Source organism: Butyricicoccus sp. AM05-1 (assembly GCF_003474415.1).
In the GTDB taxonomy this organism is placed as follows: domain Bacteria; phylum Bacillota; class Clostridia; order Oscillospirales; family Butyricicoccaceae; genus Agathobaculum; species Agathobaculum butyriciproducens.
The window spans coordinates 340,381-360,019 of the sequence record NZ_QUDG01000001.1 but is presented as its reverse complement, the minus strand read 5'-3'; the positions used below and the strand labels follow the sequence as shown (position 1 = coordinate 360,019).

37 protein-coding genes, 4 tRNA genes and 2 pseudogenes are annotated in these 19,639 nt (G+C 46.6%); 2 read left to right on the top strand and 41 right to left on the bottom strand.

Going from position 1 to position 19,639, the window contains the following annotated elements:
• Window positions 1–24: 24 nt before the first annotated feature.
• The 3 genes from DW088_RS02110 to DW088_RS02100 all read right to left on the bottom strand — a co-directional run bounded on the left by DW088_RS02110 (window position 25) and on the right by DW088_RS02100 (window position 1,684).
• The gene (locus tag DW088_RS02110) at window positions 25–228 is read right to left on the bottom strand and encodes a hypothetical protein (RefSeq protein WP_118359196.1); all 204 of its coding nucleotides are present in this window, start codon (window positions 226–228) and stop codon (window positions 25–27) included.
• 2 nt (window positions 229–230) lie between these two features.
• Window positions 231–881, bottom strand: coding sequence for an RNA ligase family protein (locus tag DW088_RS02105; RefSeq protein ID WP_118359194.1), 651 nt, complete (start codon window positions 879–881; stop codon window positions 231–233).
• A gap of 158 nt (window positions 882–1,039) precedes the next feature.
• Window positions 1,040–1,684 carry a metallophosphoesterase gene (locus tag DW088_RS02100; protein ID WP_118359192.1) on the bottom strand — a complete coding sequence of 215 codons (645 nt, stop codon included), beginning with the start codon at window positions 1,682–1,684 and terminating at the stop codon, window positions 1,040–1,042.
• Window positions 1,685–1,745: 61 nt separating this feature from the next.
• On the opposite strand from DW088_RS02100, the gene DW088_RS02095 reads away from it, so the two are divergent.
• Window positions 1,746–2,087: a helix-turn-helix domain-containing protein gene (locus DW088_RS02095; RefSeq protein ID WP_118359190.1), complete on the top strand. Its 342-nt coding sequence runs from the start codon at window positions 1,746–1,748 to the stop codon at window positions 2,085–2,087.
• 179 nt (window positions 2,088–2,266) lie between these two features.
• Here the strand turns inward: DW088_RS02095 and DW088_RS02090 are convergent, their stop codons facing one another.
• The 22 genes and pseudogenes from DW088_RS02090 to DW088_RS01980 form a co-directional block, all read right to left on the bottom strand.
• The gene (locus DW088_RS02090; protein ID WP_118359188.1) at window positions 2,267–2,635 is read right to left on the bottom strand and encodes a hypothetical protein; all 369 of its coding nucleotides are present in this window, start codon (window positions 2,633–2,635) and stop codon (window positions 2,267–2,269) included.
• On the bottom strand, window positions 2,635–2,769 hold the full coding sequence (locus tag DW088_RS16525; protein WP_270554554.1) for a hypothetical protein: 135 nt from the start codon (window positions 2,767–2,769) through the stop codon (window positions 2,635–2,637). The genes DW088_RS02090 and DW088_RS16525 overlap by 1 nt, the downstream gene beginning before the upstream one ends.
• A complete protein-coding gene (locus DW088_RS16120) occupies window positions 2,766–3,011 on the bottom strand; it encodes a hypothetical protein (protein ID WP_207663030.1) in 246 nt (81 codons plus the stop codon). Before DW088_RS16120 ends, DW088_RS16525 begins: the two co-directional genes overlap by 4 nt.
• Window positions 3,012–3,368: 357 nt before the next feature.
• Window positions 3,369–3,677, bottom strand: coding sequence for a hypothetical protein (locus DW088_RS15665; protein WP_147356536.1), 309 nt, complete (start codon window positions 3,675–3,677; stop codon window positions 3,369–3,371).
• 646 nt (window positions 3,678–4,323) lie between these two features.
• Window positions 4,324–4,650, bottom strand: a complete 327-nt coding sequence (locus DW088_RS02080) for a hypothetical protein (RefSeq protein WP_118359184.1) — start codon at window positions 4,648–4,650, stop codon at window positions 4,324–4,326.
• A 413-nt stretch (window positions 4,651–5,063) separates the two neighbouring features.
• Complete coding sequence (locus DW088_RS02065) at window positions 5,064–5,861, bottom strand: TIGR02452 family protein (RefSeq protein ID WP_158574586.1); 798 nt, start codon at window positions 5,859–5,861, stop codon at window positions 5,064–5,066.
• A gap of 27 nt (window positions 5,862–5,888) precedes the next feature.
• Complete coding sequence (locus tag DW088_RS02060; RefSeq protein ID WP_147356535.1) at window positions 5,889–6,203, bottom strand: hypothetical protein; 315 nt, start codon at window positions 6,201–6,203, stop codon at window positions 5,889–5,891.
• Between the two features lie 741 nt (window positions 6,204–6,944).
• Window positions 6,945–7,145 carry a hypothetical protein gene (locus DW088_RS02045; protein ID WP_118359170.1) on the bottom strand — a complete coding sequence of 67 codons (201 nt, stop codon included), beginning with the start codon at window positions 7,143–7,145 and terminating at the stop codon, window positions 6,945–6,947.
• A 5-nt stretch (window positions 7,146–7,150) separates the two neighbouring features.
• Window positions 7,151–7,423, bottom strand: coding sequence for a hypothetical protein (locus DW088_RS02040; protein ID WP_118359168.1), 273 nt, complete (start codon window positions 7,421–7,423; stop codon window positions 7,151–7,153).
• Window positions 7,424–7,429: 6 nt separating this feature from the next.
• The gene (locus DW088_RS02035) at window positions 7,430–7,717 is read right to left on the bottom strand and encodes a hypothetical protein (protein ID WP_118359166.1); all 288 of its coding nucleotides are present in this window, start codon (window positions 7,715–7,717) and stop codon (window positions 7,430–7,432) included.
• Between the two features lie 39 nt (window positions 7,718–7,756).
• Window positions 7,757–7,951: a hypothetical protein gene (locus tag DW088_RS02030; RefSeq protein WP_118359164.1), complete on the bottom strand. Its 195-nt coding sequence runs from the start codon at window positions 7,949–7,951 to the stop codon at window positions 7,757–7,759.
• Window positions 7,938–8,255 carry a hypothetical protein gene (locus DW088_RS02025; RefSeq protein ID WP_118359162.1) on the bottom strand — a complete coding sequence of 106 codons (318 nt, stop codon included), beginning with the start codon at window positions 8,253–8,255 and terminating at the stop codon, window positions 7,938–7,940. Before DW088_RS02025 ends, DW088_RS02030 begins: the two co-directional genes overlap by 14 nt.
• Window positions 8,233–8,505: a hypothetical protein gene (locus tag DW088_RS02020; RefSeq protein WP_118359160.1), complete on the bottom strand. Its 273-nt coding sequence runs from the start codon at window positions 8,503–8,505 to the stop codon at window positions 8,233–8,235. The genes DW088_RS02025 and DW088_RS02020 overlap by 23 nt, the downstream gene beginning before the upstream one ends.
• Window positions 8,505–8,642 carry a hypothetical protein gene (locus DW088_RS15795; RefSeq protein ID WP_158574585.1) on the bottom strand — a complete coding sequence of 46 codons (138 nt, stop codon included), beginning with the start codon at window positions 8,640–8,642 and terminating at the stop codon, window positions 8,505–8,507. The genes DW088_RS02020 and DW088_RS15795 overlap by 1 nt, the downstream gene beginning before the upstream one ends.
• 507 nt (window positions 8,643–9,149) lie before the next feature.
• On the bottom strand, window positions 9,150–9,545 hold the full coding sequence (locus DW088_RS02010; protein ID WP_118359156.1) for a hypothetical protein: 396 nt from the start codon (window positions 9,543–9,545) through the stop codon (window positions 9,150–9,152).
• A gap of 12 nt (window positions 9,546–9,557) precedes the next feature.
• Window positions 9,558–10,349, bottom strand: a complete 792-nt coding sequence (locus tag DW088_RS02005; protein ID WP_118359154.1) for an ADP-ribosylglycohydrolase family protein — start codon at window positions 10,347–10,349, stop codon at window positions 9,558–9,560.
• A gap of 281 nt (window positions 10,350–10,630) precedes the next feature.
• Window positions 10,631–11,344, bottom strand: coding sequence for an HNH endonuclease (locus DW088_RS02000; RefSeq protein ID WP_199720390.1), 714 nt, complete (start codon window positions 11,342–11,344; stop codon window positions 10,631–10,633).
• The gene (locus DW088_RS01995) at window positions 11,331–11,591 is read right to left on the bottom strand and encodes a DUF7446 family protein (protein WP_118359152.1); all 261 of its coding nucleotides are present in this window, start codon (window positions 11,589–11,591) and stop codon (window positions 11,331–11,333) included. The genes DW088_RS02000 and DW088_RS01995 overlap by 14 nt, the downstream gene beginning before the upstream one ends.
• Window positions 11,584–11,835, bottom strand: coding sequence for a hypothetical protein (locus DW088_RS01990; protein ID WP_118359150.1), 252 nt, complete (start codon window positions 11,833–11,835; stop codon window positions 11,584–11,586). Before DW088_RS01990 ends, DW088_RS01995 begins: the two co-directional genes overlap by 8 nt.
• Window positions 11,832–12,158, bottom strand: coding sequence for a hypothetical protein (locus DW088_RS01985; protein ID WP_118359148.1), 327 nt, complete (start codon window positions 12,156–12,158; stop codon window positions 11,832–11,834). The genes DW088_RS01990 and DW088_RS01985 overlap by 4 nt, the downstream gene beginning before the upstream one ends.
• 18 nt (window positions 12,159–12,176) lie before the next feature.
• Window positions 12,177–12,302, bottom strand: a pseudogene (locus tag DW088_RS16155) (DNA cytosine methyltransferase); the annotation flags it as partial.
• Between the two features lie 57 nt (window positions 12,303–12,359).
• Window positions 12,360–12,551 (bottom strand): annotated as a pseudogene (locus DW088_RS01980) (DNA cytosine methyltransferase); the annotation flags it as partial.
• A 47-nt stretch (window positions 12,552–12,598) separates the two neighbouring features.
• Here DW088_RS01980 and DW088_RS16685 point away from each other — a divergent pair.
• On the top strand, window positions 12,599–13,240 hold the full coding sequence (locus DW088_RS16685; protein WP_118359146.1) for a DNA cytosine methyltransferase: 642 nt from the start codon (window positions 12,599–12,601) through the stop codon (window positions 13,238–13,240).
• Here DW088_RS16685 and DW088_RS16680 read toward each other — a convergent pair.
• The 16 genes from DW088_RS16680 to DW088_RS01900 form a co-directional block, all read right to left on the bottom strand.
• Entirely contained in the window at window positions 13,167–13,334 is a 168-nt protein-coding gene (locus DW088_RS16680) for a DNA cytosine methyltransferase (protein WP_118359646.1), read from the bottom strand. The two genes, DW088_RS16685 and DW088_RS16680, sit on opposite strands and share 74 nt — an antisense overlap.
• 24 nt (window positions 13,335–13,358) lie before the next feature.
• Complete coding sequence (locus tag DW088_RS01965) at window positions 13,359–13,790, bottom strand: hypothetical protein (RefSeq protein ID WP_118359144.1); 432 nt, start codon at window positions 13,788–13,790, stop codon at window positions 13,359–13,361.
• Between the two features lie 188 nt (window positions 13,791–13,978).
• Entirely contained in the window at window positions 13,979–14,323 is a 345-nt protein-coding gene (locus DW088_RS01960) for an ATP-binding protein (protein WP_118359142.1), read from the bottom strand.
• 2 nt (window positions 14,324–14,325) lie between these two features.
• The gene (locus DW088_RS01955; protein WP_118359140.1) at window positions 14,326–14,694 is read right to left on the bottom strand and encodes a hypothetical protein; all 369 of its coding nucleotides are present in this window, start codon (window positions 14,692–14,694) and stop codon (window positions 14,326–14,328) included.
• A 2-nt stretch (window positions 14,695–14,696) separates the two neighbouring features.
• The gene (locus DW088_RS01950) at window positions 14,697–14,987 is read right to left on the bottom strand and encodes a hypothetical protein (RefSeq protein WP_118359138.1); all 291 of its coding nucleotides are present in this window, start codon (window positions 14,985–14,987) and stop codon (window positions 14,697–14,699) included.
• A gap of 1 nt (window position 14,988) precedes the next feature.
• Complete coding sequence (locus DW088_RS01945; RefSeq protein WP_118359136.1) at window positions 14,989–15,234, bottom strand: hypothetical protein; 246 nt, start codon at window positions 15,232–15,234, stop codon at window positions 14,989–14,991.
• A gap of 93 nt (window positions 15,235–15,327) precedes the next feature.
• Window positions 15,328–15,606, bottom strand: coding sequence for a hypothetical protein (locus tag DW088_RS01940; RefSeq protein WP_118359134.1), 279 nt, complete (start codon window positions 15,604–15,606; stop codon window positions 15,328–15,330).
• Window positions 15,603–16,202 carry a 3D domain-containing protein gene (locus DW088_RS01935; RefSeq protein ID WP_118359132.1) on the bottom strand — a complete coding sequence of 200 codons (600 nt, stop codon included), beginning with the start codon at window positions 16,200–16,202 and terminating at the stop codon, window positions 15,603–15,605. The genes DW088_RS01940 and DW088_RS01935 overlap by 4 nt, the downstream gene beginning before the upstream one ends.
• Window positions 16,203–16,204: 2 nt before the next feature.
• Window positions 16,205–16,750 (bottom strand): AAA family ATPase, encoded by a 546-nt coding sequence (locus tag DW088_RS01930; protein ID WP_158574583.1) that lies wholly within the window; start codon window positions 16,748–16,750, stop codon window positions 16,205–16,207.
• A 10-nt stretch (window positions 16,751–16,760) separates the two neighbouring features.
• Window positions 16,761–17,315 carry a hypothetical protein gene (locus tag DW088_RS15790; protein WP_158574582.1) on the bottom strand — a complete coding sequence of 185 codons (555 nt, stop codon included), beginning with the start codon at window positions 17,313–17,315 and terminating at the stop codon, window positions 16,761–16,763.
• Between the two features lie 26 nt (window positions 17,316–17,341).
• Window positions 17,342–17,414, bottom strand: a tRNA-OTHER gene (locus DW088_RS01925).
• 198 nt (window positions 17,415–17,612) lie between these two features.
• A tRNA-Lys gene (locus DW088_RS01920) sits at window positions 17,613–17,688 on the bottom strand.
• 54 nt (window positions 17,689–17,742) lie between these two features.
• Window positions 17,743–17,821, bottom strand: a tRNA-Ile gene (locus DW088_RS01915).
• A 74-nt stretch (window positions 17,822–17,895) separates the two neighbouring features.
• Window positions 17,896–17,969 (bottom strand) — tRNA-Gly (locus DW088_RS01910).
• Between the two features lie 29 nt (window positions 17,970–17,998).
• Window positions 17,999–18,514: a sigma-70 family RNA polymerase sigma factor gene (locus DW088_RS01905; protein WP_118359128.1), complete on the bottom strand. Its 516-nt coding sequence runs from the start codon at window positions 18,512–18,514 to the stop codon at window positions 17,999–18,001.
• 237 nt (window positions 18,515–18,751) lie between these two features.
• Entirely contained in the window at window positions 18,752–19,612 is an 861-nt protein-coding gene (locus tag DW088_RS01900; protein WP_118359126.1) for a phage lytic cycle repressor MrpR family protein, read from the bottom strand.
• Between the last annotated feature and the right edge of the window lie 27 nt (window positions 19,613–19,639).

Here is a 19,639-nt window from a genome sequence, read left to right as displayed (position 1 = left end):
CTTTTCGCAATTCTATTGGGTTGTTTAATCGCCGACTCCGTATTTTTCGGCGTATTTTTCGATGAACTCGATCATCTCCGGCTCTTCCGAAAAGAACGGGTCGCAGCCTAGCACGTGCATAGACCCCAAGCAGTTCATCATGAACTGACCGAAGCGCCAATCAGGCAGTTTCTTCCACGCGACCTTCAGACGGTCGCAGAACTCGTCAATTCTAGCCGGATTTCTCATACTCATTCTTCCTTTTTGGCAAAATACTTAAAGTCTTTCCATTTGATCTTGACGATCACACGGCTACCGCAGCGGTCTCGCAGCTCAACCGCCGGTCGCCCGACAACACCCTCCATCATGGCGGTTCCCATTGTGCTCTTCGGATGACTTGTCACGAAGTCGATGCCGTCCTGAATGGTGCCCTCGCAGACAATCGGAACAACGTCAATGCCGAACATCTTCGCGGTTTTCTCGACCATCTCGCGCGGCTGATAATTGTCGCCGATCAGTACATCGAACAGCATGAAGGACACATCATCTCGGTACGCGCCGCCGTTCTGAATCTTGGGGCCATAGCCCTCGCCGAACAAAATGACCTCACGCTCACCGAAAGTCTGTTCGAACAGCTCCTCAACTTCCTGCGTGCCGAACACGGAGACGAGGTAGTTCATCAGGGGTACCGGCATCTGGGCACGGTCGGTGCGGCCGCCGTAGGAAACCTTATGGCCATCCCAGTACACGCGGGTGTTTGTGCCGTCCAACTTCTCGGTAAACTGCCACGGTAGGTCTTTCAGAAACTTAACCGTCGGGTTACGGAACTTGCCAAGCTGCAGACGCTTATCACCCTCGGTGCTTCGCTCAAAAACGGTTTCGATTTTGTGGTATTCTCTCATGTGCTCACTCTCTTTCTGTGGTCGCTCTCGTTTTTTCTCTACATATACTACTATACAAAAATCGCGATTTTGGGACGCGAAAATCCAAACTTTTTTGATTTTTTGAAAATATTTTTGAATGAGGGGAAAATGAACGCCGCACAGTTGTGCGGCGTCTTTTAGACGTAATATTCAGCCATGTCGTCCAGCCTCAAACAAGCCAGTCGGCGGTATGGATTCGTCAGGTTCCCGCATCCGCAGTCGATGCAAAGGAATCCCTTGCCGTGGAAGATGTGGTACGGCTCTTTGTATCGCTTGGTCAGATAGCAAGTCGGCGTGTGCCCTACTATATAATGTGCGTTGCCGAAATCGTCATCGGCTTCCACCCTGCCCCAGATCATGTCGAGGAACTTGGTTGAGGGTCGGCCGTGAACAAGCGTCCACATCATACCGTTCACTTCAACTGACTCCATTGCTGGCCGCGAGTAACAGTATTTCAGAATTTTGATTCGCTCGGCAGTCGTACGATGATAAAGCAGCTCGCGGCGCGTCTTTGCTCCGCCGTTCTGTCTCCACAGCGAACGAGCCTCCGGATATGAGTCCTTGCTGAGCGTTCCGAGCATCATATCTTCGTGATTTCCGATGATAAAATGCACGTTTCCTTTATCGATGATTTCCAGAAGAATCGAGACACCATCAGCACCACGGTCGATAACGTCTCCGATGATGTAAAGCTGGTCGTCCGAGCTGAAATTGATAAGTTCCAGCATCTTGTGATAGCGGTCAATCTCGCCATGGATGTCGGACATTACATATGTTGCCATTGGTTGTCACTCCTTGTTTTTGTAATTTATTTATGGTATAATTCAATAAAGAGGTGAGATAATGAGTCAGTATACGGACATTTTAGAAAGATACAGAGCATTAGAAAGCATGAAAATGGTTGCCGCGGAGTTGAACATTTCTCATCTAACTGTCCGGAGAGCTCTCATTACTGCCGGTTTATTTACTTCAGCACGTGCTGAACAAATTCAACATCTCTATGCTACGGGTATGTCGATTAAAACCATCGCCGAGCACTTGAAAATTTCAACCAGCACTGTATCTTCCTACCTCCCATACAGCAAAGGCCCACGCAAAGATTGGGCCGCTACTGTGAACTCAATGCGAATAAAGAAATGCCGCGAGAAAAAGAAACTCGCTCAAACCTTAAAAGCTGACGATTGACGTCAACTTTTTTTAATCGAAGAATCCGCCGGCTGCCAGTACAATGAGTTTAATCGCGCACGAAATTCCCTGTACGCGAAAATCAATTTTGCCCGGCAGCGGTTGTCCATGATAATACCACCCAATGTAGAGTTCTAATACTGTCCATACGAGGACAATAAACTGTGGAATTCCGATTTTTAATCACTCTTTTCTCTTTTTGCGAGTTTTTCTCGCATTTTCTTTGCTATCTTATTGAACTTTGTGTTAAACGGTTCCGGCACTGGAAACTCCGCGAAGTCGCCCTTCATCAACTCGTCCGGGGTTTTCTCCATCTCCTTTAGGATGGCGATTGTTCCGGCTGTGTTGTTCATACAGTACCGCTTCAGCTGATCTTGATGACTTTCAAACCATCCACGAACCAGATGGAGCGCCTGACAAAAATAGCGGCGCATCGGCAGAGGAATGTCTTCGCTCTGTTCTGTGAGATATTCGCCTCTCATAATCTTGTGGTAAAGCTCCTGTGCTTTGGGGCTCAAATCCGAGATGTTAACAGTCGTGCGATTCATTAGTCGTCCTCCATTAAAACAATGCCGATATACCATTTAAGCCATGCCAGTTCAATGCTAACGTAACATTCACCGTTATGGAACAAGATGGTCGGCAGAATGTAGAAATCGCGCGTGTATGTGCCTTTTGTCATCCGCATGTCCACCCCAATACTGCAAGAATTAAGATGCTGCCAATCACACAAAACTGTCCAATAGCCTGTTTCAGAAGCGCTTTGTTGTCATTTTCCCCGAGCAGCCATTCAACATCTGAATCTCCCACGAGATGAATTCCTGCAAAGAACAGAGCGACACCGATAAGGCATAGAAAAATTCTGAACATTATAATCAAGTGTGATACCCTTTCTCTTTCTTCGGCACGTTCTCTTTTAACCATTTGCGATTTGCTTTGCACTGGTTGCAGTTGTTTGGGTTCTTGCAAAACCAGCAGTCGTCACGGTCGAACCAGACATAGTGCGGAACCGATGGACGGGGCTTTCGTTTTGCTTCACCCATTGTGAGTCACTCCAAATTAACCTTTTGTGTTATCGAAACTTAGTTGATATTGATCCGGCCATTTCTTTTATATGAGACTCGATGGCTTTTGCACATTCAGAACAAACTTCCTCATGAACATACACTCTTTCTTCCTTGGATAGAGATCCGCCCACAGCACTTACACTGACCTCATATAGCGGTTTCGTCAATCCATGGTAAATTTCTTTCCCACAGATATCACAAAATACTCTGGTCATTATTGTTCACTCCCTAATTGTTCAATGTATGCTTCAATGTTGTCTGCACAATCTGGACATACTAAGTTGTATGTCTCCTCCACGATACGCCCACTGAAGAACGTAATCTGATATTTTTCGCCGCGTTCTCGGTTACTCAACTCTTTACCGCAGATATCACAAAACGTTCCGCTTCCTTGGCTTGATCTAAGTCCAGTAGTCGAGATGGCATCTGGATTTTCAGATGACTCTCGCACCGTAACCGAACAGCCAGTTAATGTCACCAAGAATAAGCAAATAATCATAGCGGCAACAAAAACTTTTCTCATTCGTATACCTCGTCGTAAAATATGTTGAAGCAGTCTGAACTGCAAAATCGTCGCCCAAAACGGAGATCGGAGAATGGAGTTTTCTTCCCACAGATACAGCATGGCAAGCTGATCTGATGCTTGAGAAGTGTGTGCTTTGCTTCTCCGACTTTCATGTCAGGGAATCGCTCAGAAAAGTCCATATAAAAACCTCATTTCTTTGTCCGGGAAGATTCTAAAGCTCGAAAATATGCTTGCTCTCGGGTTCTCACATTCAAATCACTGACTGCGGCAACATAAACCTCTTCTCTGCATTCTGGACAGAGCGCAAGTCTTTCATTATAAGAAAAAGTTATTCCTTTGATTGTCACCCATTGTGGTCTTATCACTTTGTCATACGAAACACTTTTCCCGCATTGCGGGCAAAACGCAACACAAGTCACTCGCTATTTCCCTTTCTATTTTCGTTTATAACTTCTACTGATATATCGCAGTCCAGCGATTATTGATTCTCTCTCTGGTGTTTGTCCACCCATACGGGCACGCCATATACAGCCAGAAGAGAAGATTCAGCCGCAGTCTGGTCAGCAATGGGATGCTACTACGATGTCTTGCGCGTTTGCGGCCTTCTTTTCGGATAGCTCGCAGGCGTTTTTCGAGCTCTCTATCAGTCATCGAACGCTCCATTCGAAATTGCATCCTCTCTGAGCTTACGAATAAACTCGTTCAGTCTGCCGGCGTCCCAAACCTGCATATCCATATCATCGATAATCGCGTATACCTTATTGTTCGGGAATTTCTTCTTGCAGTTATTCATGAAAAACTGAAGAGAATCCCATTTAACTCGGCCGTATTTGAACTTTACTATTACATATTCCCCCGGCTTCGGGTCAATCTTCTTCATTTCCGTCCAGGCACTATTTACCTCCGCCTGCAGACGAAGGGTTTTCAGTTCTTCCTGCATTGCCGAGTATTCGCTTTTCTTGATATACATCAGTTCCACCAAACCTTTCTGTTGAGTCCAAACGGTCGAATCGGCCAGTCTTTTTCGAAGTAATATTTTGCATCCAACAGATACAGCAACAACTTCTGATAAGGGAACAACTGTATACCCATGTATTCCTCGGCAAATCGAACAGTTGACATTCTTCGAAAAATACTCGCGCTTCTGTAAATTTGGATTTCCTTGTTTGTTTTCATCAGAACACCCATTCTTGATATATTTTATCCATCAAGAGCTCCAAACCGTTATCGAGTGTCTCTTGCGGAATTTCTCCTGCCAGTTTCGGAATTTTAAGGTTTCTTTCGATTACGAGGAACATTCTGCAAAGTTCAGACGCATATTCTTCACTCGGCGGTGCTGATGCCCAGATGTCGATGTACTCGATGTCATTACTCATCCGAAAATCAGTGATTATCGAAAACCTTAGCAAACGAAACATAATTCTCATGGTTTGGGTCAGGTATTGCGAATATGACTTCAGCAAAAGGATATTTTCCTGCAAGGTCTCGCATGATCTCAGCTACCTCCGTTGGGTTCTGTCCAAATACACCGCAGCCGAACGCGCCAAGAACCAGCGTATCTACTTTCTGCACTGCGGCAACGTCCAAAACAAAGCGAATACGAGAAAATAAGGCTTTGCTGTTAGTTGCGGGATCTACGTTCGCGTACTTAGCACCTGCAGAAAAATTGGGAGCTGCACATGTAATGACGTCGCAGGTCACATCTCCCCCGTTGTGGTAAAAGTGTACATCAGGGGCATAAATGGCGCGATTGGTGTACATTGCTCGGCGCAGCGTTTTTCGATTCTGACTATAATACTCTTCCTCAAACTCACGCAACACATTATACAAGAACGACTCGTGGCACAGGCACTCTTCCTGTGCACGACTGCCCTTTAGGAACATGCCGCCGGGGTTCTTGTAGGACGCGAAATTGAGCACGGCGACCTTTTGCGAGGGATGCTTTGCTTTGCAATTACAAAGTGCCGTAACAGAATCTTCTGCGAGCAAGCGAAGAACCGGCACAGAGGTGGGTGCGCCTGGCATGAAAACGCGCTTGCGTCCATCCTCATCATCGTAGATCTTAGCGTTGGCAACGCTTCGTCTTATTTCCTCGCTGTGTTCTCTCGTATTCTTAGTTGTCCATTCGGCAGCCCTTTTAGCTCGTGCCTCTTTGCCTATCCAATAATTATTATTTGCCACCTGATTCAGTTCCTTTCACGCTCAGATTTACTTTTCGATAATGAATTGTTGTAATTCGCTGATCATATCGTCAGCCGTAGTGGCCCTCTCGGGCGAAACGGATTTTGTAAAGGAGAGTTCTACGTCTGACTGGACAGTTCCTTCTATTGTGATTTTGCAGTTAGGTACAAAATCCGCAGGAATTGTCACTTCAACTACACCCGGCCTGACTTCATTCCTGATTTCGGCCGTTTCGAAAGAGCAATCAATCTCTCCGAGTCTGACCGAGAATAATTTCATGCCAGCCACATATATGTCAGTAATATCACCTTTTTGAATTTTTGGAACGTATTGCATAATCAAATCAGCCTTTCTTATTGGCACGATAGGAATAACATGATTTGTTGTGGCAATCTGTGCTACAATGTGGTATACCCTTTCGTTTGTAATCTTTTGGGGCGATAATGTTCAAAATGATGTCACGCTCATTCAGGCAAGTTGCCATATATGACATTCTTGCTTCAACTGCTTCTGCGATTTTTCTGCGATACCATCTCAAAAACATAACAATCACTCCATTCGATATGCGAGAACCAACGCGGTGTATAAAAAATGTTCTGAAGACTTTCTGAACACAGTTTGATACTGAACCTCAACTTCGCAGCCATGATTCTGAAAATCCTCAATCGTACTCGCTAAGCGTTTATTAAAATCGTCCGCGGAACCAGAAGTAATCATTGCCGTATTCACATATTTTTTCACGTTACGCACCTCTCATCGTACAAATCAAGTGGAATGCGAAAGCCATCCAGAACAAAACCGAGAAGATGAAACACGATTCTGCGGCACTTCTAAGCTGCCATCGTAGAATTCGGTCACCTTTTACTCGGCCAGAGGACGTGTTTAGGATAAACCCGGCCACACCGAATAAGAGTGCAATAATTCCTGCTGTCATAAAATCTCCTTACCGCGCAAAGTACACAAGTATCATAATCATTGCTATGATTCCGAGAACTGCTGCGACTAGTTCTTCTTCTTCTGTTGACGCATTAACAATAAGCCAATCCATTGTCACAGTTATAACGAAGAGCGAGACCCAGAAGATCATCCGACCACCCCGAGCATCATCAGGATCATCAGCACCGTGCAGACAATCAGCGCATACACGGAGAGTCCGAGATTCAGTGCGTCATCACGAATTGCCGGGTTCCTGCGGGTTTCTTTGATCTTCTTACATGTCTTCTTTACGTCTATGACAGACAGAACAAAGAACGGAATAATAAGTAAGAGCCAGTAAAGTCGCATTTAGGTTACTCCTTTTCGTTAGAATAAGTGTATTTTCGCCGGAACATCTTCAGAGGGCGCTCATCTTGGCCGATGACTTCTGCCTCATCGTCTGGCTTGTATTGCAGCAAATCAGCCGATGTGCAGCTGTATACTCCATTTTCGTTTACGAATTCCGGCTTTGTCACCCAGACTGTGCCGTAGTATGGGTCGGCGATTGCTACATATGTAAAGTCGTCTCGCACAAAAACGTCGCCAGTCCTGAGATCACGCATTTTCTTTGTCTGTGGAAAGTCCATCTTGAATTACCTCTTTTTAGATTGCTGACAAACTACTTCGTTATGTTTTGCTATCACGTTTATATCTACGCCTACTACTTCAACTTCTTCTTCCGGAACGACTAAAATGAAGTCGAAATCGCCATCAAAAATCATTTTTTCTTTCATAATTTTTGGTATTGTCACGATCATTGTGCAGCAAGATAGGTCCACGAAATATGAGGGTCCACTTAACGCTGCATAAATAACCCCGTCTTTCTCAAAAATATCGCCAGTTCTGAGATTGTTCATTTTTTCTCGATATGGAAAACTCATTTTTGCTCTTTCTCCTTCATTCTTCCTTTTACTTGTGGATTAACCGCGAGCATTAAGCCAGCTTTTATTTTGTTCTCCTTCGCTATTACTTTTTAACTCTGCTAAGCTGCAAAAATCAAATTCTTTGGCGATAAGTAATCCAAACGGATTAAGACAATCCTTAATGCCTCCCTCTCCTACTCCGTAGAACTTGCAGTCTCGGCAATAAATGATTTGTGTATCACCAGTCTGCATTGACAACCACCTTATGACCTTTCAGCAGAGCGACTGCCACGAGCTTTTCGATATCGTTGTTCGGCCAGTAAACATTTTTGACAGAATACTTGGCAAGCTCACGAGCCTGTTCATCCGTAAGTACCATATCTTTGCCGTACCAATCGCTATCGCCGCCCTCAGCGTAATAGTCGATTGACTTTAAGAAATCGTACCAGTCAGGCCCTCCGGCGTTGACCTCGTTGACATCCTTTGTCGTTACGAGCTTGCCGCAGTCTGGACAGCGGAACTCTTGTACTTCCTTAATCGTAACGTCGAGGCCCATCGTCGTTTCCTCCTCCATAAAGTCGCTTGCCGCAGTACGGGCAATACCTATATGTGTTGATTACATGGTTGTCCAGATTGCGCTTATAATGACATCGAGGACAGATGTGATCCATCCAGCCGTTATCCGCCAGCTCGACAATCCAGCGGTTGGATGAATCGTCGTTCTGTTCTTCTGATGTTTTCCAGTCTTCGATGTGTTGTCCCCACATAGGGCTTCCCTCCCAAATGTCGATGAAGCTGTCGTACATTACCAATCTTCCTCGGGATCGTATGACGGATTAAACGGGCAGTCACCGCAGCGAGATTGAAGTTCGCCGTTCTCATCCTCGTACCAGTCATCACCGTATCCGGTGCATTCGTAACAGTAGTCGTTATCTTCCCACATGTTTATCTCTTCCTCCACACAGCTGCTACTGGTCTGCCGCACTCGGGGCACAGAACGAATAATCTCCGGCCGTCGTCTGTGCCCTCGTAGTCGTCTGTGCCCGCGTGATGGATATCGTCCGTCGTGTACTCAAATACACATTCGCACCCGACACATCTATGTCTTCGTGCGCCGAATTTTCCGTGAGTGATTACTTTCACAGTTCCACTCCTTCGACTTCGGCGCGGGCCAACAAACTGAATAGCATTACAAAGCATTCTGCCTTATAGTACATTCTTATTTACCCCCTATCGCACACGAACATCCGCCGCATTCCTTCTTCAACGTCGGTATCAAGGCACTGATCCCAGTTACACTCCGGACAATGGATAGTGATTGCAGAATATACCATTCTTCCGCGCTTCATGCTTTTTTCGATTTCAACGTCGTCCTTGGTGATTGTGTAAATACAACCACATCTTTCACAGATGACTGTAAACTCCCTATCAAACCCGTGTTTAAGTATTTTCACTTCTCTCGAACCTCCGGCTTGTTACGGTAAGCTACCCACTCATTCCAGTACCGGCCTGATTGAGGAGCAAAACTCAACATATAATCCACATATTCTTCTCGGTTTCCAATCATATTCATGTTAATGGAATCGACAAAGCATGGGACAATCTCTTTTGGATAATCAGGAGTTTCTTTTAGAACCACCCAGACTTCTTGGCCGTCCATACTCATCAGTTCATATGGGGTAAGTGGCCGAGCATCTTTGCTTCTCTGCGTTTCAGCACGAAGTTCTTTTAATTCCTCGAGCCAATTTACATGCTGCTCGCTTAGACTGGCTGACTGATAAGAACGGTTTTCTTTAGAATCTTTTGTTCTCTTGCGCCAGTATTCAATGGCTTCGTCTAACGTCACGCTACAAACACCTCATCGTTCAAATAGGTTTTCAAAGGCATGGATAACACGAAGAAGTCGTTCATCCAGATAAGATTCGGCCTTTTCTCTTAATTCCTGCGGCACGCCATAGTATGCTTCGGCTACACCGCCGGTAATTGCGGCAATCGTATCGCTATCACCACCGATTGAAATCGCGTTGCGGATAGCATCCTCAAAACTGGTCGATTCAAAAAACGCTTCGAGCGCCTGCGGGACGGTATCCCAGCACGCCAGAGAATACGAATACGTTGGCCGAATTTCATCCAGAGTGAAGTCCATTTGGTAAAAATATTCGTTGATGTGTTTCTTGATCTGCTCTTTTGGCCACCCGATTCGCGCATAATACGTTGACACAGCCACCGCGCTGGCACCAATGAGCGCGTGAACATGATTATGCGTTACGCCGGTAATCGTATCCGCGAGCGTTATCGTCTGTTCACGGCTTGCGGTAACAAAGCCGACAGGAGAAATTCGACTCGCAGCTCCATTCCCATAGCTGTTGGTCGGCTCATCGGATTTGCTATTAACCCAATCTTCAAACCGTGTGCCATAGTCTGCGGCGGGGTACTTCTTTGCAAGACCGCGCAGCCACACTCTTGTTCTCTTCTGTAATTGTGAATAACTTGGTCTGCCACCGTCTAACAATGCACCTGCGACAGCAACTGTCAGAACTGTATCGTCGGTGAAGTGGCAGTCATCCGTGAACAACTCAAAGTCTTTGGTTTTAATGTTATCGTACTCGAATCGTGAGCCGACAATATCTCCGATAATTGTGCCGATCATTGGTTCACCTCATTGGCATATACGATATCTTGCATTGTATTTTTATAGCCGCAATACGGGCAAAATAGGGATTGAGTTTCTCGGCAAACCACAAAACCTTGTGCTTTCTGCCATTTTAGACATGCTGGATCGTAGACGATTATGTTCTTGCAATCTTTGCAAATATACCGATAATTTGTCATTTTCTTATCCTCTTAAACAATGGTTTTATAAGCGTTTCATCACGAAGATATGCAATGTCCGGCCGTAAACTACTTTCGTTTCTCCGTTAAATAAACATTTCAGTCTGTAACTCGTTTCTTCCTCTCGGACGCGCGTCCGAGGATTGCTAATAGTTCGTCCTCAAATGTGCGCAAATTGCAGTCGTCGCATTCCCCTTTGCTGCACATACAGCACTCATCGGCTAGCGTGGTATCAAGACTTCTGACGTCTTCAAACAGAGCATCTAAAAGATCTTTGTAGATTCTCTCCTGTGAAGTTGGCACAACGTCGGAGGCAGGGATTTTCTTCAACACTCTCGCTGATTTCCATATAGCTTCATAAGCTGAGCGCGTCGGGGCTTTCCCTGCAAGATCGGTTATAGCATCAAACGCAGCTTTACGGTTAATGTATTCAGCCATTTTCGCACCATTTTTCCAATGAGTTGTACTTTTCTGCTTCTCAAAGTAAAACTCAATCGCTTTTTCGTTCTCGATCACATTCCCGTAAACTACGCCAACCTTATAGATGTAATTTTCACGCAGCTTTCTCGGAATTTCTGCGATATAGCGCCGGAATGTTTCCAACGTATTGGCTCTCTTGTAATGATTACACATTCGACAGGACGGCATGAGATTCGAAATATCATCTGTTCCCGCATCTTCAATTCCCCATGCCCTCAGTGGGAGAAAATGATCTACTTGCATATCTTTGTATGCCATCTCTCTTCCGCAATAAGCACAGTGTCCGTCGTATTTGCGGTATACTTCTTCGCGGATTTTCTTACTTATCGCCATTGTTTTCCTCCTTGATCGTCACGCGCAATTCAACCGTTCGACCATCTTTGAGTTTCCACGCCCATCCGCTTGAGGACGCTTTAGAGCAACCAAAACCACCAAGTAGTTCCATCACCATATGGTCACGAACAGCTTCAATCGCTTCTTCTGTAACGTCTGACTTATTACGCCACAAGGATTTGTTCTTTGGCTCAAGTGTTCCTGCGTAGATGCCAAAAGCGCCACAGCCAACATGATACTCAGCCATTGTCCGCACCTCCGTCCTTTTTTAAAGCTTCTTCCCGTAGTTCACCGAAACCAAATTCATCGCCGTATTTCAGCGAAGCGGAAATTTTTTTGCAAGTGGGGCATAGATAACAGGTCCATATACCGTCGCTATCAATTACGCAACTGCGTTCCATTAAAGTTCCTTTATGAAAATTTCGTCCGCAGCCAAAACACATATGGTCTTTCCGTATTTTAACGGTTTTCTGCCCAATCACTTCAGTCATTGTCTGCGCCTCCATTCATCTTTTCGCGGAGAACAAAACATCCTGTCATTCCAAGATACTTTTCCGTCGTTGCCCGTAGCACATTTCTTCGACTGGCAAGTTTGACTCGCTTTGTGGTAGTAGATACAGTCCTTGCACGGATTTCGCATTATTCTGTACCTCCGTCCATGTACCACCGGCACAACGTCGGCGGCAGGCAAAGTCGCAATCTCTGATGCTATACAATCGGCAATACCGGAATGGCGTCCAAGCACGCTGCCATATCCAAGTCCATATTTTTCAGCCTTCATAATTGCTGCTTCTCGCTCAATATACTTGCTCATACACTCACTCCTAAATCATTCTGAAAATCGTTTCTTGGTGACCTCTATTGGAAAGCTTTCAATTTCGCTTGCCCACAGTGTTTCGCCCCCGAGCTCTCTCCAGATCAGAGGGAAACCTCCAACTCCATCAAACAGGCTTGCCATCGTTGCCGGCCGGTCAAACTGTTTATACAGTCTGCTAAGCACCCATCGCCAGGGCGGCAACGCAATCGAATTTCCCATTGCCTTGTATCGCCCCGTGTTTGCGCTCTCCTTATGTACCTTCCCGTTTGAGTCTATCCATTCTCCGATGTCAGTCCAGTTATCCGGAAATCCCTGCAATCTTTCGCATTCAAGTGGCGTCAGCCGTCGAATGAATTTATCCCTGCCTGGCTTTACTTCAATCACCGCCATTGGGTCGTGCATGCAGTTCAGTGTCTGGCACACATCCGGCGTGAGATGTGTCGCAATGTGTGCCTGTCCATTTCCTACGCAAACCGGCCGGAACAAAAGCGGGATTTGAGGGGAAGCGATCAGTTCTTTTCTTCGAACAGACACGACTTGTAAGAGAAATGAGGGAACACAGTGAAGCAGCTTCAGGGACAGCAAGTCCTCGATACATGGTATGGGAAAACGTCGTCGGAGCTTTCAGCAGCCACAAAGGAGAAGATTTCCGACGAGTCCTCGAAGAAATCGCGAGGATCGTCGAACCAAATGCCGTTATTCCTGAACCTCCGAAGGGCAAATGGAGAACTGCCGGATGCGTCATGGGAGACGGATGGAGTATCGCTTGGCGCGTACTCAATGCACAGTTTTGGGGAGTCCCCCAGAGTCGCCGTAGAATCGCACTTGTCGCAGATTTTGGAGGAGAATCCGCTCCCGAGATACTTTTTGAGCGCAAAGGCGTGTCAGGGAATTCTGAAGAGAGCAGAACGAAACAAGAAGGAGCTTCCGGAGTATCTGCGGCTAGCGTTGGAGATCCAGTCGAAGACTGCATAATTCTTGATATGACGCACGCCTGTGATGTCATCAGAGAATGCGGTCAGCGTGTGCCGACACTCCAAGCCCGCATGGGAACAGGCGGAAACCAAATCCCGCTTTAGATCCTGCGATACTAACATCTTGGCAAGGACTGCCACCGATGACGCAATCAACGACCGGAACTTCGCGGCCGTTTATCTTTGTGATATCTCCCAGATGTTTCGTAAACTCGTTCTCCTCTCAAACTTGACTTTGGTTGTACAATTCTTTTGCTCTTGCCTGAATCATATCCCAAATTTTACAGTCTGAGATGTTTGTGTTCAGGTATTTTTCTATCCGCTCAGGCTCCAGTTCGTGCTGGTGAGCAGCCATAAATGTTTCATGAATACGGCCGGTCGGCTTATTACAGTAACTCCATTCGTCGAATTTTCCGCTGTAACGAAAATCCAAGATATTCAGCGTGTCACCGACGATTGAAATCGTTACCTTTGGGCTTAGGCTGAAGCTGGCACACAGGATACGGTCTTCAAAGGTTTCTGCATTGCCGTATCGGAATGTCCACTTCTGCGATTGCCCGCCGCCGACCATATCATGACCCTTGCAGTTCGGTTCGTTTCCATTCCACATATTCTGGGTGAAATTCGGAAACGATTGGAAAATCTCGCCGCTCATACACCGTAGCCCCAAATGTAGAGGAACATCGGAATAAGCATTACTGCGCCGAAGAGCATCCCTGCGGCGATGTCGCCCAGTCGATTTAACGTTTGTCTTCTCATAATCAGCCTCCGAATTTGTTGTTGCGGAACTCAATGCTGAACTCGAGCCGTTTGACCTGCTGCTCAAGCTGATTCCATTCTTCTTCATAGCGAATCATTCTCAGCTTGATTGGCTGCGGCCGACGAGAGGCTTCCTCGCAGAGCCCCATGAACTGCATCATCAGGAACTCTTTCGGCGCGGCGCGTATGACGCAGATTCGTTGCATCGTAAACAACATCGTTGCCAGCGGAAAGTGCTTCCTTTGTGCGCTCATGCAGGATATCGAAGACCTGCTTGTGCATCTTCTTGTCGCCGCCGTCTGCTCCGATCTCAGCACGGATATCGTCACTGGAGAGCACGGTTGCATTCGGAATCTGGCGGGCGTAGGTGGTTTTGCCGGAACCCGGCACGCCGACCATCATGTAGAACGTGGGTTTCTTCTCTGCCATTTTTATCGCTCCTTCGCTAACTGTTTGTTGATTTTGTTGACTGCGTCGACTAACTCGTCTACCTTCTGCGCGAGCATACGCTCGGCCGTATCAAGAAAAACGCCGTCGAAGTTAATCGTCTTAATCGGTTCGCAAGAAACCTTTGCTTTTGGAAACCTACTGCAACCGATTTGAGCAAAATGGTCGTAAACCGATTCGTTGTGTTTGACCTTTACCTTTATCTCGGCACCCTTCATGCTCTCCGGAAAAATCAGGCTGATTGTAAGCACCATCCCCAACTCAGCTGTGATATCATGGAATGAACTCACATCGCTAATATAGCCACACTCTCCTGTGAGAAGTTCTACATACTCACCTACATGAAAGTCCACTTTCAAATTACCTCCCTTACCGCTAACTCGATGAGTTGGTTAAAAAACTTTTCCGTAATTGAAAAATCAACCGCAGCCAAAAAATAATCTGCATAATCCAATGCAACAAGTTCTATTTCCGACCGGCGATACCTCGCATGAGGAATAATCCTGTGCGGATAAGTGATTTGGAGAACCACACGACGCATCCTTTCCGGAGGATTTGGAAATAATTCCGATGGTGCGAAGAACCAGAGTTCCGTATTGCCACCCCAATGATCCATTCTGTCGAACGCGACATTTCCAAGCTCCACTTTAATCGCCTCCAAACGTAATCTCTGTGGTCATGTCAATTCTGCCCTTGATTTCTACTTTGGCAATAACGGAGTCTGCGAGTATTTTTTTCTCAAAAACGCCCGGAGCGATTTGCTTTACGGCTTCTGTCTTATCAACAGTTACTTCAATCTCTGGATTTTCGATCTTGAATAACCGGAAACCATCGACGAGAACTGTAACCGTGTGCTTTTCGCCATCGCCTAAGATGCCAAATTCAGATTTCATAATGACTCACCTCAAATAACACTTACTGCGGTTGCCGCCAACAGGAATAAAACCAGAATGGAGGCAGCCAGATATACGCTTTTACTCATGGGATCAGCCCTTCCAAATCATTGGGGAACCGTTTTCGTCAACCAACAGGGTAAAAACCCCGGCCGCTCCTCTATTGTGATTAACCACCGAATACATAACTCGATTTGCTGCGTTATACACAATGCTGTAATCCACAGCTTCGTAAACTGTTATGAATTTTGCCTGCAGACTGGTTGAGTCTTCGAAGCCCGCTGCCGCAGGCTGTACATCGCATGCAGTCAATCCGAGTGCCATCATTACGGCGATTAAGCCGCCGAGGAAATACTTTTCTCTGTGAATCATTTCTTGATATACACCTTTCTGTACTGGACACCCCAAGAATTCATCTGGGAAGCCGGCATCAAAATATCAACAGAGTTGCCACGAATCGCCCCACCTGTATCACATGCGGTCATAGTTCCGACACCTTCAATATAGATTTTCGTTCCAAGAGGAATAACAGACGGGTCTACTGCGCAGATCGCCCACTCGTTGCCAGCCAGAGGTACACCGGTTGCGGTTACGCTGTAGCCTGCATTCTCCGAAGGGTCACTCGAGTAGCCAGTACAGCGGAAAGTTCCCAAAAGCCGACCCTTGGAGTTTTCCTCGGCCTTTTTCTTTTCCTCAGCAATCGCTGCGTTGTACTGCGCGATCAGGTCGATGACGGTTTCGTTATGCTCATTCCACATCTGCTTTGCGTACCAGATGGTGTAATGATGCTCTTCTGCGCCGAGTGCGCGGGCATTTTCTGCGAGCTGGTGTGCTGCATTGCGCTGCTGTAGCGCCGTATCAAGATCCTTCTTGATGTCCACGGAACTTACTGCTCCGGCGCTTACGGTAAGTACAGTGGTCAAACAGGCGGCTGCGGCCGCCGCTCGTCGAAGTGCGTACTTGTTCATATTCAGTCTCCTTTGTTCTTCAGTTGGTCGATTACATCCTCTACAATACGGTCATATCCGATCATATCTCCGGTTGTGTATTGGAATTCGATGCCGTTTTGGTTCAAGGTTTTCAGGATGAGCTCGGCGACACCATCAGCTTCAGCCTCTGTTTGGTTGCGTCCTGCCGGGTTGTATTCCTTCACTCGAGCAAGAAAGTAATTGAGATTGTTGTAGGTGTTCCAAATGTTCAGCGTGTACTGCTTATACGCCTCTCCGTAACATGGGTCATCTTTATTAAGATAAACCAGTCCGAGAAGTAACGGAGAATCTGTGATAACGACATCTACCTGATCAGCACAGCGCCGTAGTCTGTAATGCTGTTTTGCTGTGATGTAGTCCTGTGCGGCGAGAGCAGCTTCGTTTTTCTCCCAAGTTTTGTCTTTCGCAAACTCGGTTACCAGTTCAGCGTTATACCCCAGCATTTTCAATCTTGCGAAAACATACGCCGCACCGGTAGATTTACCGCTTCCGGGGCCACCGAACAAATTTACGACAAGGGTTGGCATTTTAATCACCTCACATTTTGTCGAGCTCGTTATAAAGCTCGGTTCTGGGTTTGTACGGCTGAAATTCGCGGAGCAGCATTTCTTCAATAGCTGCAATCTGCAGCTTGACTTCCGCCCGCTTCTTAACGATTTCAACCAGCTTTTTATACAGCTTATAGCCTTTGCAGGCGGAAAGCCTTGGGTGATCTCCGGCGTAATGGTAGAGGTCGCTGAGCTGCATGTCATACTGACTCTGCTCATCTTTAAGCTCGTCCATCATTTCACGGAGTTTGGATTCGCCGCGAACGGTGCGAACAGAATCACGGCCGAGGGTCTGTCTTGTTTTGCTCGGAACCTGTGCGGCTGGCTTTTTGTTTATGATCTGACTGGCTGACGGCTCGATCTCTGTGATGCAAAACGCACCGAACGATGGCTTTACATTATGTTTGAGAAAATTTCTTGCTGCCGTCTGGCTGAAGCGTTTAGCGAGATCGCGGTTTGTTGTAATCGTTGCTCGTGATTTCCCGTCTACCGCGATATAAGCCATCTTGGATGGTGAAAATAAACAATACTGCTTCTCGTCCATCGCTAATCTTCCTTTCTTTTTGCTGATGGAGAAGGTGAGACTTGAACTCACTCCTTTGGGGTTAGAAACGCAATGTGCTGACCGTTACACCACTCCCCCATTTTGCTGCTCTCGACCGGAGTTGAACCGGTATCTCCCTGCTCTGCTTTGAGCTACGAGAGCAGATCACCCGCTGACGGGGCGGGCAACCCGTTTATGAAATTGTTGACGTCTGGGCAACGTCGTGCCCCGCGCGGCTTGGAAACCTTGGTTGGGAGTTCCTCCAATTTGAATTATTTTTGTCCTGCGCGGCGGACGTGGTCACCCATCCGAGATTCGAACTCGTAACTTATCGGTTAAAGGCCGATTACTCTGCCAGTTGAGTTAATGGGTGGTTTGGAGGCGTTGCCGCCTCCCAGCATTGAAAGGAGTTGCCGACTTGCGTCGGTGGTGAGTCCTGCGGGACTCGAACCCGCAAAATCTTTCGGTTATGAGCCGAAAGCACTAACCAGTTGCGCTAAAGACCCGTGTTGCGGCGCATTCCACGCCGCCGTCCGTCTTTCCGGATTGTCGGAGAGTTAAACAATGACCCCTTTCGGGGTGGAGCGCCTGACGGGGATCGAACCCGCACTCTCAGCTTGGGAAGCTGATTTGCTGCCATTACAACACAAGCGCATATTTTGCGGGGCTTTCGCCCCGCGAGGTTATGCCGCGGACGAATCATCGATAAAGTCGTGCCACATTCTCAGAGCCTTTACCAGTCGGCGGTCAACCGACCGCTTTGTAATTCCGAGAATTTGACCAATTTCTTCAGAGCGATAGCCGACTTTTCGGTAATCAACTACAACTTTCAGATCACTTGGAAGCCGAGCGAGGAAGTCCAGCAGGTCAATGCAGAGGACGTCATCCGGCGAATTCATTGGGCGGCGATTTTTATCGGAACATTTGATCGCGTTATCCGTAGCTTTATTGTGCTTATTGATGGTTCTGGTGTAGGGAACCATCTCCGCCATGATGCAGGAAATTGCATAATGGGAAAATGTACAATCCTTATTCTGGTCGTATGTCACGGCCGCTCGCCACAATCCGCATTTTGTCGCCTGCTCCACATCCTCGTTGTAGAGCAAGGTCGGGTAATATTTGCGGATAACGAAATATCTGATCTTGTCATGCTGCTCAAACAAGAGCAGCGCTTTTTGATATTGGCTTTCATCAATCATCTGCAATCCCTCCGATTCTGGTTTTCTCGCAAGGGATTTATACTCGTTCTTCCTTTTGTGCTGCTATGCAATACTCATTCTTCCTTTTGGTGTCCGCCGGTCATGTGTTTTCCCTTACACTATCTACTATACAAAAATCGCGATTTTGGGACGCGAATTTTGAAAGTTTTTTCGGTTTGTATGATTGCACAACAAAAGGACGGCTAATGTTAGCCGTCCTTATCTATATTGCACATATTATTTTAGCTTTTGAAGCCTGTTGAACTCTTGAATCAGCGATAAAAAACGATTTTCATTGGTGACGATTCCGCTCCAATTTCGGCATTGCTCAAAGAACCATGCTTTTTTGCTAAGCTCTCCTATAATCTCACCGGACATTTCCTCATACTGCTCTATTTTGAGAAACAGATAAGACTTCGCCAGAAATTGCGGCACGAGAGAATGCGGCGCTTCAAACTTCTGATAGCGATCCAGTCGGTAAACAAGATTTTGAATGGCCGCCGCGGTGACTGGTCGGGAAGAATTGAGTTGAATTAACCGCCCTTTCTCCAAAGGAACAAATCGAAAAATGAAAGGCTCCACCTCTTTAATCACGCGAGATTTTGTTTTTACCTGCATTCTGTCCTCGTCCATATCGTCCGTCGTTAATTCCGCGATTTCATCAGCGGACAAACCCAAGGCGAACATAGCCAAAGCGAGAGCCTTTTTATTATTCCTGCCGGAACGGAATGGGATTGAGGCGAGCACGTTGCTCATCTCTTCAAATGAATCAAAGAACTGTTCTGACCATGCTCCAGCCGGTTGACCGACTGTCTCATCGATTGCATTCAGCGTGTTTGGAACGTTGTGCTCCTGAAGAAATTCCGCATACTTTCGCACGTCATACCGCACGTTACTCGCAGTTTCCGGTCTATCCCAGACGGAGTTTTTCAGAAGCTGATTCCACTCCGTTCCAGAAAACTCTTCAACCGATTTGCTGGTTGCAAACTCTATTGGTTTAGATCGGTCAAATATTCTTTTGATTTTGATGCAGTCTTCGTGCTCCAACGACTGCATATACGCTTCTCTCAATGGCTTGTAATCGCTTTTACCGTCCATACTGCAATTCCTCGCATTCATACTGAT

Bases quoted from the DNA above. Each gene is read 5' to 3' on its own strand.
- DW088_RS02110 (WP_118359196.1), bottom strand. From the start codon at position 228: ATGAGAAATCCGGCTAGAATTGACGAGTTCTGCGACCGTCTGAAGGTC.
- DW088_RS02105 (WP_118359194.1), bottom strand. From the start codon at position 881: ATGAGAGAATACCACAAAATCGAAACCGTTTTTGAGCGAAGCACCGAG.
- DW088_RS02100 (WP_118359192.1), bottom strand. From the start codon at position 1,684: ATGGCAACATATGTAATGTCCGACATCCATGGCGAGATTGACCGCTAT.
- DW088_RS02095 (WP_118359190.1), top strand. From the start codon at position 1,746: ATGAGTCAGTATACGGACATTTTAGAAAGATACAGAGCATTAGAAAGC.
- DW088_RS02090 (WP_118359188.1), bottom strand. From the start codon at position 2,635: ATGAATCGCACGACTGTTAACATCTCGGATTTGAGCCCCAAAGCACAG.
- DW088_RS16525 (WP_270554554.1), bottom strand. From the start codon at position 2,769: ATGACAAAAGGCACATACACGCGCGATTTCTACATTCTGCCGACCATC.
- DW088_RS16120 (WP_207663030.1), bottom strand. From the start codon at position 3,011: ATGGTTAAAAGAGAACGTGCCGAAGAAAGAGAAAGGGTATCACACTTG.
- DW088_RS15665 (WP_147356536.1), bottom strand. From the start codon at position 3,677: ATGAGAAAAGTTTTTGTTGCCGCTATGATTATTTGCTTATTCTTGGTG.
- DW088_RS02080 (WP_118359184.1), bottom strand. From the start codon at position 4,650: ATGTATATCAAGAAAAGCGAATACTCGGCAATGCAGGAAGAACTGAAA.
- DW088_RS02045 (WP_118359170.1), bottom strand. From the start codon at position 7,145: ATGCGACTTTACTGGCTCTTACTTATTATTCCGTTCTTTGTTCTGTCT.
- DW088_RS02040 (WP_118359168.1), bottom strand. From the start codon at position 7,423: ATGGACTTTCCACAGACAAAGAAAATGCGTGATCTCAGGACTGGCGAC.
- DW088_RS02035 (WP_118359166.1), bottom strand. From the start codon at position 7,717: ATGAGTTTTCCATATCGAGAAAAAATGAACAATCTCAGAACTGGCGAT.
- DW088_RS02030 (WP_118359164.1), bottom strand. From the start codon at position 7,951: ATGCAGACTGGTGATACACAAATCATTTATTGCCGAGACTGCAAGTTC.
- DW088_RS02025 (WP_118359162.1), bottom strand. From the start codon at position 8,255: ATGGGCCTCGACGTTACGATTAAGGAAGTACAAGAGTTCCGCTGTCCA.
- DW088_RS02020 (WP_118359160.1), bottom strand. From the start codon at position 8,505: ATGTACGACAGCTTCATCGACATTTGGGAGGGAAGCCCTATGTGGGGA.
- DW088_RS15795 (WP_158574585.1), bottom strand. From the start codon at position 8,642: ATGTGGGAAGATAACGACTACTGTTACGAATGCACCGGATACGGTGAT.
- DW088_RS02005 (WP_118359154.1), bottom strand. From the start codon at position 10,349: ATGATCGGCACAATTATCGGAGATATTGTCGGCTCACGATTCGAGTAC.
- DW088_RS02000 (WP_199720390.1), bottom strand. From the start codon at position 11,344: ATGGCGATAAGTAAGAAAATCCGCGAAGAAGTATACCGCAAATACGAC.
- DW088_RS01995 (WP_118359152.1), bottom strand. From the start codon at position 11,591: ATGGCTGAGTATCATGTTGGCTGTGGCGCTTTTGGCATCTACGCAGGA.
- DW088_RS01990 (WP_118359150.1), bottom strand. From the start codon at position 11,835: ATGACTGAAGTGATTGGGCAGAAAACCGTTAAAATACGGAAAGACCAT.
- DW088_RS01985 (WP_118359148.1), bottom strand. From the start codon at position 12,158: ATGAGCAAGTATATTGAGCGAGAAGCAGCAATTATGAAGGCTGAAAAA.
- DW088_RS01965 (WP_118359144.1), bottom strand. From the start codon at position 13,790: ATGAGCGGCGAGATTTTCCAATCGTTTCCGAATTTCACCCAGAATATG.
- DW088_RS01960 (WP_118359142.1), bottom strand. From the start codon at position 14,323: ATGGCAGAGAAGAAACCCACGTTCTACATGATGGTCGGCGTGCCGGGT.
- DW088_RS01945 (WP_118359136.1), bottom strand. From the start codon at position 15,234: ATGAAATCTGAATTTGGCATCTTAGGCGATGGCGAAAAGCACACGGTT.
- DW088_RS01940 (WP_118359134.1), bottom strand. From the start codon at position 15,606: ATGATTCACAGAGAAAAGTATTTCCTCGGCGGCTTAATCGCCGTAATG.
- DW088_RS01935 (WP_118359132.1), bottom strand. From the start codon at position 16,202: ATGAACAAGTACGCACTTCGACGAGCGGCGGCCGCAGCCGCCTGTTTG.
- DW088_RS01930 (WP_158574583.1), bottom strand. From the start codon at position 16,750: ATGCCAACCCTTGTCGTAAATTTGTTCGGTGGCCCCGGAAGCGGTAAA.
- DW088_RS15790 (WP_158574582.1), bottom strand. From the start codon at position 17,315: ATGGACGAGAAGCAGTATTGTTTATTTTCACCATCCAAGATGGCTTAT.
- DW088_RS01905 (WP_118359128.1), bottom strand. From the start codon at position 18,514: ATGATTGATGAAAGCCAATATCAAAAAGCGCTGCTCTTGTTTGAGCAG.
- DW088_RS01900 (WP_118359126.1), bottom strand. From the start codon at position 19,612: ATGGACGGTAAAAGCGATTACAAGCCATTGAGAGAAGCGTATATGCAG.